Annotated in this window: 18 protein-coding genes; 14 read left to right on the top strand and 4 right to left on the bottom strand. The window is 37.9% G+C overall.

What is annotated here, in order from left to right; all coding sequences use genetic code 11:
* Positions 1 to 25 precede the first annotated feature (25 nt).
* Positions 26 to 625, bottom strand: a complete 600-nt coding sequence (locus DXD25_RS15015) for a recombinase family protein (RefSeq protein ID WP_117664209.1) — start codon at positions 623 to 625, stop codon at positions 26 to 28.
* A 981-nt stretch (positions 626 to 1606) separates the two neighbouring features.
* Between DXD25_RS15015 and DXD25_RS15020 the strand changes: the two genes are divergently transcribed.
* The 14 genes from DXD25_RS15020 to DXD25_RS15075 all read left to right on the top strand — a co-directional run bounded on the left by DXD25_RS15020 (position 1607) and on the right by DXD25_RS15075 (position 10928).
* Positions 1607 to 2683 carry a hypothetical protein gene (locus DXD25_RS15020; protein ID WP_117664210.1) on the top strand — a complete coding sequence of 359 codons (1077 nt, stop codon included), beginning with the start codon at positions 1607 to 1609 and terminating at the stop codon, positions 2681 to 2683.
* A 677-nt stretch (positions 2684 to 3360) separates the two neighbouring features.
* Positions 3361 to 3795, top strand: a complete 435-nt coding sequence (locus tag DXD25_RS15025) for a hypothetical protein (RefSeq protein ID WP_147327940.1) — start codon at positions 3361 to 3363, stop codon at positions 3793 to 3795.
* Between the two features lie 99 nt (positions 3796 to 3894).
* The gene (locus DXD25_RS16765) at positions 3895 to 4038 is read left to right on the top strand and encodes a hypothetical protein (protein ID WP_158556354.1); all 144 of its coding nucleotides are present in this window, start codon (positions 3895 to 3897) and stop codon (positions 4036 to 4038) included.
* A gap of 62 nt (positions 4039 to 4100) precedes the next feature.
* Complete coding sequence (locus tag DXD25_RS16515) at positions 4101 to 4349, top strand: hypothetical protein (RefSeq protein ID WP_147327941.1); 249 nt, start codon at positions 4101 to 4103, stop codon at positions 4347 to 4349.
* Positions 4330 to 5793, top strand: coding sequence for a PqqD family peptide modification chaperone (locus DXD25_RS15030; protein WP_117664222.1), 1464 nt, complete (start codon positions 4330 to 4332; stop codon positions 5791 to 5793). The genes DXD25_RS16515 and DXD25_RS15030 overlap by 20 nt, the downstream gene beginning before the upstream one ends.
* A gap of 11 nt (positions 5794 to 5804) precedes the next feature.
* Complete coding sequence (locus tag DXD25_RS17230; protein WP_233522339.1) at positions 5805 to 6713, top strand: NINE protein; 909 nt, start codon at positions 5805 to 5807, stop codon at positions 6711 to 6713.
* A 20-nt stretch (positions 6714 to 6733) separates the two neighbouring features.
* Positions 6734 to 7471 (top strand): amidohydrolase family protein, encoded by a 738-nt coding sequence (locus DXD25_RS15040; protein WP_117664212.1) that lies wholly within the window; start codon positions 6734 to 6736, stop codon positions 7469 to 7471.
* Positions 7472 to 7562: 91 nt separating this feature from the next.
* Positions 7563 to 8132 (top strand): hypothetical protein, encoded by a 570-nt coding sequence (locus DXD25_RS15045; protein ID WP_117664213.1) that lies wholly within the window; start codon positions 7563 to 7565, stop codon positions 8130 to 8132.
* 429 nt (positions 8133 to 8561) lie between these two features.
* Positions 8562 to 8891: a sigma factor gene (locus DXD25_RS15050; protein WP_117664214.1), complete on the top strand. Its 330-nt coding sequence runs from the start codon at positions 8562 to 8564 to the stop codon at positions 8889 to 8891.
* Between the two features lie 12 nt (positions 8892 to 8903).
* A complete protein-coding gene (locus DXD25_RS15055; RefSeq protein WP_117664215.1) occupies positions 8904 to 9107 on the top strand; it encodes a hypothetical protein in 204 nt (67 codons plus the stop codon).
* A 21-nt stretch (positions 9108 to 9128) separates the two neighbouring features.
* Positions 9129 to 9488: a hypothetical protein gene (locus DXD25_RS15060; RefSeq protein ID WP_117664216.1), complete on the top strand. Its 360-nt coding sequence runs from the start codon at positions 9129 to 9131 to the stop codon at positions 9486 to 9488.
* A 19-nt stretch (positions 9489 to 9507) separates the two neighbouring features.
* On the top strand, positions 9508 to 10002 hold the full coding sequence (locus DXD25_RS15065; protein ID WP_117664217.1) for a hypothetical protein: 495 nt from the start codon (positions 9508 to 9510) through the stop codon (positions 10000 to 10002).
* A gap of 5 nt (positions 10003 to 10007) precedes the next feature.
* Positions 10008 to 10475: a hypothetical protein gene (locus tag DXD25_RS15070; protein ID WP_147327942.1), complete on the top strand. Its 468-nt coding sequence runs from the start codon at positions 10008 to 10010 to the stop codon at positions 10473 to 10475.
* Between the two features lie 6 nt (positions 10476 to 10481).
* Complete coding sequence (locus tag DXD25_RS15075; protein WP_147327943.1) at positions 10482 to 10928, top strand: hypothetical protein; 447 nt, start codon at positions 10482 to 10484, stop codon at positions 10926 to 10928.
* 258 nt (positions 10929 to 11186) lie between these two features.
* On the opposite strand, the gene DXD25_RS15080 is transcribed toward DXD25_RS15075, so the two are convergent.
* The 3 genes from DXD25_RS15080 to DXD25_RS15090 all read right to left on the bottom strand — a co-directional run bounded on the left by DXD25_RS15080 (position 11187) and on the right by DXD25_RS15090 (position 13814).
* Positions 11187 to 12560: a tyrosine-type recombinase/integrase gene (locus DXD25_RS15080; RefSeq protein WP_117664220.1), complete on the bottom strand. Its 1374-nt coding sequence runs from the start codon at positions 12558 to 12560 to the stop codon at positions 11187 to 11189.
* A gap of 326 nt (positions 12561 to 12886) precedes the next feature.
* A complete protein-coding gene (locus tag DXD25_RS15085; RefSeq protein ID WP_089543964.1) occupies positions 12887 to 13108 on the bottom strand; it encodes a DUF2795 domain-containing protein in 222 nt (73 codons plus the stop codon).
* 124 nt (positions 13109 to 13232) lie between these two features.
* A complete protein-coding gene (locus DXD25_RS15090) occupies positions 13233 to 13814 on the bottom strand; it encodes a hypothetical protein (RefSeq protein ID WP_117664221.1) in 582 nt (193 codons plus the stop codon).
* Positions 13815 to 13876 lie beyond the last annotated feature (62 nt).

Genomic DNA, 13876 nt, shown 5'->3' on the forward strand with positions numbered 1-13876 from the left:
AGTTAAGAACAAGCCTTGACACAGTTTAAATTACACCCCCAGACACACCGGTAGCTTTACTAATGTCTCGAAGACTAACCCCTTTGCCCAACAAACGAAACGCATCTTTATATTGAGTTCGAAAGTCCTCATCACTTTTGCGGTATCCAGTCTTGCGTCCTACCTTACCTCCATTGGCACGGAAGTTGTTATAACCGCTCGCCATTCTTTCTTTGATGGTTCTACGTTCCATACGTGCGACTTCAGCCAACAAAGTAATCATGAATTGACTCATTGGATTCACCTTGCCATCAGGTGTAAGAGTCTCTATATTATAGTTCATTATATACAACGAGACCTTTGCCTTATTAAGCATATCAATAGCAGCTAACACCTGGAGGGTATCACGACCCAAACGAGAAAGTTCAGTGACAAGCACCCTATTAATATAATGTACGCGCGCGTATGAGAGAAGAGAAGTAAGTTCTTTACGTTCATCATTCTTTTTGGCGCCACTTATCTTTTCAGTGAAAGTCTCTGCTATCTCCCATTGATGTTTCTTGGCAAACTGAGTTAAGTCTGATACTTGACGCTCGTAGTCTTGAACTTGGGTTGAGACTCTACAATACAAAACGACTTTTTCCATATCTTTACCTATGCTTATTTATCATTATAGCACGAAGATACACAATAAATGGAAATTAAGAAAGAATGGAGCACCTAACTGTATCAAAAAAATCTTTTAGATTGAATCTATACGAAAAAGTAAGCTAAAACGAGCTCCTTTAAAGATTAAATTGATACGATAATCATTTTGATGCATTGACACTTGTTGCGGATAGTCTTTTCTTCTACCGATAGGCATAATTGTACAGACTGTGTTTCTTCACCTATATGTCATGACTACAGGCATAGTTATAGTTCCATGATACCGATTCTTTCAGATTATACCAGGTAGAAATTGAAGGTTTGCTACTGCCTGCCTGATTCTATACAGATACATTAGATTTTATCTGATAGCAGCATGGTTCTATGTATATTGTGGTAGATGTACTCCAGCATGAATTTATCATAGGATGGGATGAATTCTTCTTTTAGTATTTATCTTCCTATAAAAAGACGGAACACTTTTACGTTTTAGATAGCAAGTATCTAAAGAACAAAAATCAAGATTATAATATTCCATAGCTTTAATTCTTTAATATAGTAAATGAATCTGGAAAAGTAGCTTTTATAAATGTCAGGGTGAGCGCAAAGCGCTCACGAGGGGCTTCGCCCCTCTTATTCTGAAACCCTAAAACATAGAGACATAGTTTGTAAAACATAACATGTTGTTACATATATCTATAGTTTATGTTATATTACAGTGTATTCATTTATGTTGTATAATAGTATTGAATAGTTCATGTTGTTATTATATATACATGATATGAATATGTTGTATAGTAACATCTTACTTAGCTTTGTACGACATAGCATTGACTCGTTTTTGACTCATTACTCTGAACTGTTTTTGACTCATTGCTTAATACATCAAATCATTTTTGATTCAAACATAAATTTTTCTCTAAAACAGGTCATTTTTCCAAAATACAGAGATAAATAAATTAAAAAAAAGAAGTTTTATATGAAAATCAAAGAGATTCTATTCGACTACACAAACCCGATTGACATTCCTACCAAAAATTTGGCAGACGACGTAAACAACATTCTCGGTAATTTCAAGAAAGCATTGCATGACAATGTAGGTAGTCCTTATAACACAGAAAAAAGATACCGAGAGTTCTTCAAGTATATCAATAACAGTTTCAAACAATGTATTTTACACAACAAGAGATCAAAGACTGGTATTTTCGTTGGTCAGCACAAGAACTATTCTATTGACACTGCCGTAAAAGAGTATTATGACTTTACGGTATCCCGCAATAATCTACAGATGGACTATACTTCTCAAAAACTATACAAAATGACACTCGTCGAAGTATCCATTCTACTTTTTACATATGAAAAGATCTATGACTTCCAAATTAAGTATGCCATCATACATTTACTTCGCAATCGATTCAAATATTACTCTGTAGATTGGGAGGAAAACTATACTATCCTACCATTCCGATATGATAGGGACGATATAGAACTCGTCTATAACTGGGTACTAAATACAGAAACTACAGACCTTCCAAAGATAGGCAATGAACAGGTCACAATATCCCATAGACAGAAAGCAGAGATACTTACACCTAAAAGTATCATGAAGCCGAGAAATAAAGATGATCTCGAATTCCTTATTAAAGATTGTAGTTCACAAACCGAGAGAAAACAGATTATTGCAAACCATTTCCATATAAGCATATCCACAGCTCAAAGAATGATGAAGAAGTTCGGACTACTAAACAAATCATTCAAAGAGATACATGAAGAAAGAAGCGCAAGGGAGCATGAAGAAATCAAAACTCTTATCACTAACCAACACGCAGAGACCAATGAGGTTATCAGTGAGCAAGCACAGACTATCATTGATTTACTTAATCAACAATTGAATGCTATGTCCAAACAAATAGATAAACTAAGTGATGAACTCGAAAGTCTCAGAGATGAGAACTTCAAGCTAAAAACATCTCAAAGTATGTTTCCAAACAACCAAAACAAAGACTGGTTTGTTGATACAGACTTTCTCAACAAAACTACACCTATTCTAAGATAATGTTTTTGAGATGAAGACAATCTTTCTGTAGCAAATAATTATAAAAATACACTTTTTATGCGACCAAACATAAATCTTTTCGGTTTATGTTTGGTCATTTCAATTAAATTCATTACTTTTGTGGTGCAAATTCGTACCTTTACGTGCGATGATGCTAATAGCCCTACGCTGAAGTCACTTAAAAGAGTGTCGGTTGGTAGAGGGCAAACATAAGAAAAGCGTTATTGGCGCTTGGTTTTCTGGCATCTTGAAACTTCGAACACTTCATGGTCAGCTAAGAAACCTCGCAACGGTGATGCCTATGGGTATGTAATATACGTACCTTTCATAAGTCAGCTCCCCAAAAGAGCTGGCTCTATGAGAGTGTATCTATACATATCGGCGTGGGGTCTCGTTGCTCGTTTCGGCTGACGGGTAAGTTCGAAGACCTCAAGATGTGAAGCGAGCGACAATGGGCTTCACGCTTTTTTGTGCTTAGACTAGCACTTAACTATTAACAATAACAGTCCGAATGGAGCCATAGGACATAAACTTGATGTCTGGCTCTATGGGCAACAAAATAAGACATAACAGCAAAGCTTTTACGACGTGCGAGCAAAATCGTACAGTCGTAAAAGCTTTGTTGTTTTTTTATTTTGTCGAAATATGACCAGCCTGATAAAGATAAAAGACTTAATATGAGAAAGACTAACAACAACAATATCAGCAAAGTCATAGAAGAGTACATCAGCAGTTCACCAATACGCCCAGTACTTATATGGTTTCATTCAAATCCAGATATTGACAACGCAAGACGTGCTATCAGCGAGATGAATGGTTGTGCGACTTGCGGGAATACTCTCTACACAGATAAGAAAGGAACTCTAAAAACTATAACTCCATCTGAAGATGAGACGCAGTTTGTCATTCCTGGAACATACGATGAGAGTACTAAGTTTTTCTTGTTCCACCGCTATATGGAGCAGTTGAAAACCCCATATCTCCAATATGCCATAGACTTAAAGAACAGAACCAACCTTCCTGTGATATATTTAGTTAATGACTATTCCAAGGAAGAAGAGCCACAAGCTGATGTCTCGGCATTTGAGGAATGGGAGTATATCAACGAATAACAGCATAAAGAAAATGCCGAAACGCTTGAAAGGAAGTAGGTAATAGAGAAAGTCGAGTCGCTCGATAGGATAAAGACATAAACGAAATATTTGACTATTATGAAGAAGTATCAGAAAGCTCAGATGATTGCAAAGAATCTTCCTACAGGTTCTTATGCAGCAGGTTGTCCAACAGATGCATGCTGTCGCACCGACGATATTCGTGACAGAAAATATTGTTCTGCTTGTGAGCGTGCAATGTAAACCGCAATTTAGTTCATGAGAAGAGTATTCATTCTTCTCATGAACCCTTAAAAATCACAAAGATGTCTATAGAAGAAATTATTAAGAGTATTGAAATTTACTTAAGTGTCAATCAAACTAAAGAAAGGGAAGACATCCCTTATAAGAATATCTTTGGAAATTATTATGATTCACAAAGACTTCATCATATTATAGGAAAAGAGTTACCATCAATAACAATAGATGGAGATGTATATAATCTCTATACGTGGGATGGAAACGATAGTTTATCTTATATTAAAACAAGAAAAAATGTTAGTTCAACAAAGTAAAAACTCATATATTCGCACGACAAAGCGATATGGATACATAACCAATCAACTGACACGTCATGACCGATGTTATGATGAGTTTGGTGCTGATATTCTTCGTCTAATCACACGAGAAGCAAAAGACATAGAGGAAATCATAAGACAATTATTAGACCTTTATGAAGGAGTCGACTATGACACGCTAAAAAAGGATGTAACAGATTTTGTTACAAGTTTAGCAAATGACCATTTCGTTGTACTTGGAGAGTCTATAGAAGAAATCATAGAAAATGATGATAAGTTTACTTATGATACAGATAATCCAAAGACTCTAGCAGCAAGCTACTATCAGCATACAGATGAGAATGTATCTGAGAATACACAAGATTTCTTCTTAGAAGAGGTACAGGGACATCCCCTCATATCAACTCTACAATTCGAGTTGTCAAGTCGTTGCAATGAACGTTGTATCCACTGTTATATTCCAAATGACAAGAAGAATCATGGTTTTGATATGCCTACAGCCAAAGTCAAGAGTATCTTGGACGAGTTTTCCGATATGGGCGGTATTCATGTAACATTATCTGGAGGTGAAGTTTTCTTACACAAAGACATCATTGAAATTGCTCGCTATTGTAGAGAGAAAGATTTAAAGATAACCATTCTTTCTAATCTTATTGCTCTAAAAGACGAGCAGGTAACAGCTTTAAAGGAGTTGAATATATCATTGATACAAGTATCATTATATTCTATGAATCCTGAGATTCACGACTTTATAACTACAGTAAAAGGATCCTTTGAAAAGACCAAGGCATCCATAGAGAAGCTTGTCGCAGCAGACATCCCTGTCCAGATAAGCTGTCCTTTGATGAAAGCAAATAAAGTTGGTTATGATAAAGTTTTAGATTATGCAAAATCTTTAAAGATAAAGGCGCAAACAGACTATATCATGATGGCTCGCGCAGATCTTGATACAGAGAATCTTGCCAATAGACTTTCTTTAGAAGAGACAGAACAAGTTCTCCGTGACATCATCGAACATGACATTCAATATAGAGAGCAAACTCTTGAAAAGATACCGATCACTGACGAGATTAAATTTGACCTTGAAAGATTCAAGAAGCAACCAGTCTGTGGCGTTGGTTATGACAACTGCTGTATCACAGCTAATGGAGATGTTTATCCATGTGCAGGCTGGCAAGACTATGTCTTGGGCAATGTCTATAAGCAAACACTACAAGAGATTTGGGAGAATAGCGAACGCATCAAGGAACTCCGCAAGATAACTCAAGAGTCATTTCCACAATGTCTTGAATGTGAAGCTCGTGACTACTGTGCTCGTTGTTTAGTACGCAACTACAATGAAAGCGGTGGAGACATGTTTGCTGTTAATCATCATTTCTGTGATGTAGCATTCCTCAATAAGCGTCTTGTAGAAGAATATCGAGAAAAAGGATTGTTATAAAGTATAATAATATGATACAAAAAATAGATTATAACAGTTGGAGTACCGAAGAGATTCAGAGACAAATTCAGAAGCTGTCTTCTGTTTCTGACTTGACATTTAGATGCATTCATTTCCTTGTAGAATTGGGGGATGGACATATTCGTGTTTCAACTATACGAGACGACAAGTCATGGAGTGACTGGGAAACAATAGAGACACCAAACCTTCATGTAACAGATGGAAAAGTCATCGTAACAGACAACAATATCATCGCTATCAGAGTTTCTTCCGATCAAGCCTACGAGTTGTGTAGCACAAAAGATGATCCTTGGACAAACGATGACGCTACTAATTGCTTTAATCCGAATATGTCAGGAACCGTCTTGGGTTACATTCTTACCAATGATCATAGAGACAACGCTGCAAAATTGCTGACAACAAGGACAACAATACCAGGAACTCCTTTTCAGACTGGTCTTATCATGCAAATGATAAAAGACATTCCTGGATTTATCAGGAAGACGAATGAAGAGCGATTAGCAGCAGCAGATAATGAGTTTCGAACTGGTGGCTATGTAAAGTTCTTCCGATACGAGAACTCTGATACCTATTGGACACCATTGCAAGAAGTAGCATATCTTAAAGAGGTGTTGAAAAGTAGAAATGAACAAAATAACAAGGAAAGTCTTCAAAGTAAGACACCAGATGAAGTATCAGAATCCCTAGAGAATACCAACAAGGATTATAAGATAGCTGCTTTACTTGCCATCTTTACTGGTGGATTTGGCTTACACAAGTTCTATATGGGTAAGTATATGATTGGCGCCATATATTTAATCTTCTGTTGGTCTTGGATTCCAGGAGTCATCGGTATAATAGAAGGCATCAAGTATCTCTTGGATGGTCAAGAAAAATTCTTAGAGAAACTGAATGATTGAAAGTTGGAGTATAACAGATAATGATAATTGATAATCATGTACATGTCGGATGGTTTACAGATGGATACCATTCTCCAAAAGAGATATGGTTTTCCGAGATGGCAGCAGGTGTCGATGGAATGGCTGTTGCCTCCACATCAACTTGCGCCGAACTCTACAAGGACGTTTGTCGGGAGTTGCGAGAACTTATCAGATTCGGTGGTGAAAAAGTCCACCCCATCTTGTGGCTAACTCCCCGAATGCTGAAACTTAATTATCCCCTGCCCTATATGTTGCACAGCAAAATAAAGTGGCAAGGGATAAAGTTACATTTTGAGTCTCACCCAGAATGGAGCAAGAATCGCACCTTATTAAATAAGGCATTAGATGTAGCCAAACTTTTAGATGTTCCAGTATTATTACATACAGGAAACTTTGAGGTAAGTCATGCCGGGCGGTTCAAGGATGTCATACAAGACCACAGTGAACAAACTTTTATTCTTGCCCACGGAAGACCTATAGAAGAAGCTATAGATGTACTACTATCATGCTCCAACACCTATGTAGATACAGCCTTTATGCCAATGAGCGACTTACAAAAACTTGTTGAAGAAGGGTTAACTGATAGAATATTATTTGGTACAGACGCTCCTATCAACAAAGTATTCTTCAAGGAGATTGATACCTCAATGTACATTCGAGACACTATAAACCAAACTTATAAAATCTTGGGAGACAAGGCAGACGGTGTTTTCTCACGTTGTATATATGGCGAATAGGCTAAACTTACAGACAAGATAAATATAAAGAAACAGAGGAAGCCGAAACGCTGGAAAGGGAGTAGGCTTTTAAAATATAAAATCATACTTTATGACAAAGATTCATATTGGACAAGAAATCAAACAAGAGGTTCAAAAGCAGGACCTCACTATTGAGGATTTTGCAAATAATTTGCATTTAGCAAGTTCTGAGATTGAAAATATTTTTAACAAGACAAGTCTTGAAACAGACTTGTTGTTAAAGATTTCTAAGTTACTGAAAAGAGACTTCTTCTCGCTTTTCTCTAACTATGTGAACGGCAACGCTATTGAAGAAGCATACAAAGAAATTATCAATCTTCTCAAGCAGAAAGGAGACAAACGCTACATTGCCGTGCCTGATTGGGAAGACGAATGTGAAGGCGATGATGGTGACGGAACAGAAGTGTCAATATTCGGCATCGGACTTGATGACGATGATGAAATCTGTGTAGCCGCAGTTGTAGATAACATTGGTTATTATGGTAATGGTCCTGATGATTTCCCTCAGGAATGGACCAAAGTTACAGAGCTTTATGAGCCAGACTATCGTGCCTTCCATAGATTTGTTGTCGATAACATCGATAAAGCAATGACAAAGGAGGAAGCTGATGAGGTAACAAAAGAATATTGGCATGAATAAAGGATGTTGGATAGCATTAAAAGACTACCAAACTGCTTGATGATAATGTTCCAACAGTCATTAATAATGTGACAACAGAGACTGCCGAAACGCTGGAAAGGGAGTAGGCAAAACTTTTTAAATGATGTGAGACATGCTTTTATTTCTATTTGGGTTTTTGATAGTCGTATTAGGCGGTTACATACTGATAAGTCTCATACAACTCGCCTTTATGATTCTTGGCTGGATTATCCAAGCCATATTCAGTATGTTTGAATAAGTCTGCATATAAAGAAACTTTCATCGTATGTTAAGGAGGCATTACCCAACCCCATCTGATATTCAACAAAAATTCAGAAGTTTTATGATTTCTTTGCTGCCTTTATTTTCTTTTCTCAGAAAAAAGGGATACTATTCGCGCGACAGACAACATCTAAAAATATTAAAAGTATGGCAAACAACAACACTACAACAAACAAGGTAAAGAAGCCTATCATCAACAACGAAGAGGCTCTACGTATAATAACCCTTATCCAGCAGGGAGACTCCCATGCGGAGAACGAGTTGGCAGAACTCGGTTCTGTCTTTGTCAAGGCAGTAGCAAAGCAGTATGTGGGCAAGGGACTGTCTGACGAAGAGCTGATTGCTGCCAGTCGTTACGGAATGTTACGTGCCAGCCACAAGTTCGACAAGTCGCGCGGCTTCAAGTTTGCCTCGTATGCCGTATGGTGGATGCGCGAAGCTATTCTGCAAGAGATTCGTAAAAAAGAAAATAACTAAAAGCGAAAGAATATGATACACAAAGATTTAGGCGACATCCGTGCGCTAACACTCATCAGAGTGGTTCTCGAAAGAACGGAAAACGAAGAGTTGAGAAATCAACTAGAGGAGTATCTTCAAACCAATGAAGAACTATGGTCGGATGTTCATCAGAAAGACTTCTACAACTTTGCCACCACACTCGCAAAAGAGTGGATCGCAAGTCATCAATCATAAAGTTAAACAATATCACAGACAATGAAAGAGATTAACGCAGAAATATATTTGAATGGAAATAATGACGGTACTACCATCAAACTCTCTGACGAAGAAGCAGAGAATCTCCTTACATTATGGAAAGAAGCCCAAGACACCATTCTCAAAGGTATGGAGGAAGAAGACTATTGGGAAAAATTTAACCCTTGGTTAAAGGAAAAAGCTCCTAACCTCCATGAGAAGATAATGGATGCCTACTATCAGGAAACCAGCGAGCGATTGAGCATAGGAGGATGGGTAGAGAGTGATGAATTTATGTCAATAGGTCATGACATAGACGGGGCGTATCTTGATTTCGACAATGAAGTTGTAATTAACCAAATATTCCCTCCTTCAAAATAACAATATAAACGAAAAGAAAATGAGAATATATCTAAAAGTAAAGAAAGACAACGCCTATCACGTTACCAGCCTTTGGAGCAAGCACATTAAAGAGCAAATTTTGGAAACTGTCGAAGGAGCAAGTCACCTTTGGATGTGGCACTCTGAGATATATCCAATATTTTATCAAGAGGATACACATAGCCACTTTGTTACGGTAAACAAAGAACGTTTCTTCTTTGAGTGCTTGATGTACGAGCTTTGCTTTGTTTGGGAATTAAACGATTTTGAAGGATACGAAGACGAGTACTTTGACCTTGCAAGTGAAAGAAATGTGTTTTTAGGTTGCCATAAGGTAGAACCGCCCAAAGAATATGTCTATATCGGTTCATACATACATGGACAAGAAGAGCCGCTTACTCTACCAGGACTTGTATTCGATCCCGAATACGCAGAAGACGGTGAAGTTTTGGCAGAATGTATGTTTACGAGTGACTTTGAAGACGAACGTCTGAAACGAGCATGGAGACGATGAGCAATATGAAAGCAATATTTCAATTTTGCACCATTGCCCTACTAGTAATGGTTACCTGTTCTTCATGCCAGAACAAGTCTCACGATGCCAGTTTCGAAAAGAGTACAGAACAGTCTGACTCTATCGAGACTTATCACACTGTAGTCTCAGATGACAGTCTCGTAACTGCCATCTGGTATGATACAGGCGAGGGAGGAACGGCACCAGACATAGACTGTGTGGTTAAGTTCAAGTCTTCTGATGGCAAACTGCATGAAGAGCATCGCCCATTGTTACAGCTCGCCCATCCAAAGGATGACTACAGTCACCATGAAGTACAGAAAATTATAAGTCTTGATGATGAATATGGACCGCGTTCATACATATTCTTCCTATCTGCCAAGGTGGGAAGCAACGAGTATGCTCACGACATCGTAGCTTTCGAAATAAGTGGTGACAGTCTCAGATATTTGTATAACTATAAGATTGACTGACGAAATATGGAGAAAGAGTTAGAAGATTTCATAGCATCACAAATGCATAATATAAAAGTACGCTACCACATTGTGGGAAAACAAGAAGAGTTGCAAGAGATATATAGCCTCTATCAGACTTTCATACAGAAAGAACGCCCTGCTATGGAAGAAGACGAGGCCGATGATTGGGAAGGAAACATCATCTTCGCTCTTGGTGTGGACTATGGGACTTGCAATCTCTGTGGTAATATCAAGAAATGCGAACTTTCAGAAGGCTTTCTCTATATAGAAGCGGAAGAACTCGCATTGATTACTGACTTCCGCGTTCTTCTCAAAAATCGTTTCAAGGATTTGGAAATCTATTTCGCTACAGAAGATCCAGAAAACGAAACATATGTGACCAATGATGCAGATGGCAAGCATTTTCACGACCTGCCTGATGATCATTTCATAGCTCCATTAGATTATTGACGTATGGGACCAAAAACATTTCTAGCAGCTCTAATGTGCCTAATCATCGTAGCCCTCATGTGCTCACCCATTTTCCTCGTATGGCACGGTTTTACTATGGGCGGTTCAGTAATAGTCAGAATAGCATTTATCGTGATAGGGCTCATTCTATTGCGTTTATTCAAGCCAATTTCTAATCTTACTGGCAAGGACTACAAGATATTCTGATAGTTTCGACTATAAAGGCTACAAATTTGATCGAAGGTGGTATCACTCTGTTTAGCGTGATACCACCTTCTTTTGTTTGGCATTCATATCAGGAATGAAGCAGAAGGCAAGTTTGCTTACTACAGTCGCAAGGTTGTCTGGCAAGAATTCTGCATAAACTCGCTCTGTGACGCCTGTTGAAGCGTGACCTAACAATCTGCTTATCTCACTGATTTCAGCTCCGTGTGCAAGCGCTAAAACTGCCCAAGTGTGTCTTGATACATGGAAAGTCAAGTCTTGATTCCATTTTAAATCATGAGATATACAACGAAGCGAAGTATTGATGGTATTATTCCAGGAATTTCTACGACGGTATATCGCCTCATGGTCATTTATATCGAAGTTCTCTGGCAATAGATCAAAAACAAAGACTTTGTTTCTACCCTTCCATTTTTCAAGAATACGAATGAGTGGTTCACTCAAAGGTATGGTATTTCGGTTTCTCGTCTTGACTTGTATTTTACTGATGAAATTCTTGTTGAAATCAATGTCTTTCCATCGGAGCGTCATCACATCAACCATTCGCATACCGCAAGCATGGAAGGCAAACAGCCACATCTCCAAAAACTCTTTTCGTCGAGGTTGTTCGATGGTATTATAAACGGAAACTAACTCAGCAAGTCTCTCTTCAGTGAGATACTTGATATTCCTCTCTTCTTCATCAAGCCGGTCCTCTTCTTTCATATACAAGTCCTGGAGAGATGCATTAAGCTGATGAGAGATATAACCTAACTGACAAGCATATTCACACGCCTGAAGAATCGGACATAGAGTCTTGTTGACTGTTGTTGCTTTCTTTTTTGCCAAGAGTCGATACTTACGGAAATCAAGCAATAAGTCTTCACTAATATCTGAGACATAAATGAATTCCTTATGCTCACCATGTGTACCTTTGTGTTCAAGCAACAGGTATTCCTCAAACTGATTGAGATATGAAATACCATTCTTGCAAGTACTAAAACCTATCTTACCTTTCTCATAACGTTTTTCCATCAACTCTTTAGCAAACTCTATGAAGTCCTTTCCTTCATCAGGTCGCAAAGCATTGTCATTATCTTCGAGAAAAGATCGAATCACATCACAAGTAATATGCTGATGCATTTCATAATACTTATGTATCTTCACATCTATGTCTTCGATACGCTTATGAAGAGCATGATTATAATACTTATAGTCAATATCAGTCGTGGCACGTATTTCACCAATACCGCAATAGCCTTTCTCATTCCATTCCTTTACTGACACACTTATACCAGTTGATTTACGAATAGAATCAGCATGCCAATTGTATTCTATATACAATGGATACTTTTTACCAGACTGCACCATCTTTGGTATACGCAGTCTCAATCGTCCTTTCGGATAAAGTCTTGAAATTCTTCCCATATTAAAATACCTTTTTATTAATTATGGCACTATGTACGCGAAGATAATAGAAAAGTTTATCATACCACTCCTTTTTTATAAACTTCAGATGATTTTAGTATGAAGTAAGGAGAATAATAAGAGAAGAAAAGATGAAATTAACCGATCAGAAAAGAAAGAATTTCAGGATATACCGATTATTGATCATTTAATTATGTAAAATAAGGCCATTAGAACGGTAAAATTGGCGGTAAAAGACGGCAAAAAGCCATATAGGAATTTCCGAAGAAATCACCTATATGGCTCATTTCCATTATCTTATACTGATAATCGTAATCGATGAACGATTAGTACTCGTCATCATTCCATAAGAAGTCATCCTTTGAAGGATAATCAGGCCAAATGTCTTCGATGCTCTCATAGACATCACCTTCATCTTCTATTTCCTGCAGATTCTCCAGAACTTCCAGAGGCGCACCTGAGCGAGTTGCATAGTCGAGCAGCTCTTCTTTAGTTGCAGGCCATGGTGCATCTTCTAGCTTTGAAGCTAATTCAAGTGTCCAATACATAGCTATATTATTTAACGTTCTTACTAATTTGGCTGCAAAAGTAATAAAATTTATTTTATCTACAAGTTTTTCGGCATTTTTTTTCGCCTAACATACTACTTTCTTGCATGAAAGGGCTCTTTTTCTAGAAATTTACCCGATAATGCTGCTTATAGATCTTATGATCAAAGAAAACAACACCCACATAATAGAGGTCATAGGTGATGCCAGAGAACTCTGATTCCTGCAAACGAAGCCATGATGAATAGGTCTTCCTGGCATGAAGATTACCAAAAAGAACCAGCATCACCTGACTATGACAAAGCGGGAGTAGATTCTTCAAGACAAGTTCCATCGGCAGTTTATCCAAATCTACAACCACCATCGTTTGAACGTTTTTATCCAAAAGAGATAAGCTATCAGCTATCTCGAAAGATTCAGTGTTCATACAACCCGCATGGAGATAAGCATCAAAGATATGACGATTGCACAATCTGATAACGGGCTGCCAATGATTTGAGAGCCGCAGAAGAAGACGTCCTACCTTATGTTCGCGCCTGTTAAGCTGCGGAAACTGCTCCTGCAGCTCCTGATATGCATAATAAGGATAATGCTCATTGATGACATAACGGATAAAGCTATAGGCAGAAGGCGACTGCACGCCAAAGCCGCGACTATAGCCGCAGCGTCTGAACCATCTCCACCAAGTACTCAAATAATAATGCATAATTTAAATCTTTAGATACACAAAAAGCCTCAGAAATCTTTCGAAATCTGAGGCTCTTGATA

The organism is Prevotella sp. TF12-30 (assembly GCF_003436715.1).
GTDB classification, from domain to species: domain Bacteria; phylum Bacteroidota; class Bacteroidia; order Bacteroidales; family Bacteroidaceae; genus Prevotella; species Prevotella copri_A.

Bases quoted from the DNA above. Each gene is read 5' to 3' on its own strand.
- DXD25_RS15015 (WP_117664209.1), bottom strand. From the start codon at position 625: ATGGAAAAAGTCGTTTTGTATTGTAGAGTCTCAACCCAAGTTCAAGAC.
- DXD25_RS15020 (WP_117664210.1), top strand. From the start codon at position 1,607: ATGAAAATCAAAGAGATTCTATTCGACTACACAAACCCGATTGACATT.
- DXD25_RS15025 (WP_147327940.1), top strand. From the start codon at position 3,361: ATGAGAAAGACTAACAACAACAATATCAGCAAAGTCATAGAAGAGTAC.
- DXD25_RS16765 (WP_158556354.1), top strand. From the start codon at position 3,895: ATGAAGAAGTATCAGAAAGCTCAGATGATTGCAAAGAATCTTCCTACA.
- DXD25_RS16515 (WP_147327941.1), top strand. From the start codon at position 4,101: ATGTCTATAGAAGAAATTATTAAGAGTATTGAAATTTACTTAAGTGTC.
- DXD25_RS15030 (WP_117664222.1), top strand. From the start codon at position 4,330: ATGTTAGTTCAACAAAGTAAAAACTCATATATTCGCACGACAAAGCGA.
- DXD25_RS17230 (WP_233522339.1), top strand. From the start codon at position 5,805: ATGATACAAAAAATAGATTATAACAGTTGGAGTACCGAAGAGATTCAG.
- DXD25_RS15040 (WP_117664212.1), top strand. From the start codon at position 6,734: ATGATAATTGATAATCATGTACATGTCGGATGGTTTACAGATGGATAC.
- DXD25_RS15045 (WP_117664213.1), top strand. From the start codon at position 7,563: ATGACAAAGATTCATATTGGACAAGAAATCAAACAAGAGGTTCAAAAG.
- DXD25_RS15050 (WP_117664214.1), top strand. From the start codon at position 8,562: ATGGCAAACAACAACACTACAACAAACAAGGTAAAGAAGCCTATCATC.
- DXD25_RS15055 (WP_117664215.1), top strand. From the start codon at position 8,904: ATGATACACAAAGATTTAGGCGACATCCGTGCGCTAACACTCATCAGA.
- DXD25_RS15060 (WP_117664216.1), top strand. From the start codon at position 9,129: ATGAAAGAGATTAACGCAGAAATATATTTGAATGGAAATAATGACGGT.
- DXD25_RS15065 (WP_117664217.1), top strand. From the start codon at position 9,508: ATGAGAATATATCTAAAAGTAAAGAAAGACAACGCCTATCACGTTACC.
- DXD25_RS15070 (WP_147327942.1), top strand. From the start codon at position 10,008: ATGAAAGCAATATTTCAATTTTGCACCATTGCCCTACTAGTAATGGTT.
- DXD25_RS15075 (WP_147327943.1), top strand. From the start codon at position 10,482: ATGGAGAAAGAGTTAGAAGATTTCATAGCATCACAAATGCATAATATA.
- DXD25_RS15080 (WP_117664220.1), bottom strand. From the start codon at position 12,560: ATGGGAAGAATTTCAAGACTTTATCCGAAAGGACGATTGAGACTGCGT.
- DXD25_RS15085 (WP_089543964.1), bottom strand. From the start codon at position 13,108: ATGTATTGGACACTTGAATTAGCTTCAAAGCTAGAAGATGCACCATGG.
- DXD25_RS15090 (WP_117664221.1), bottom strand. From the start codon at position 13,814: ATGCATTATTATTTGAGTACTTGGTGGAGATGGTTCAGACGCTGCGGC.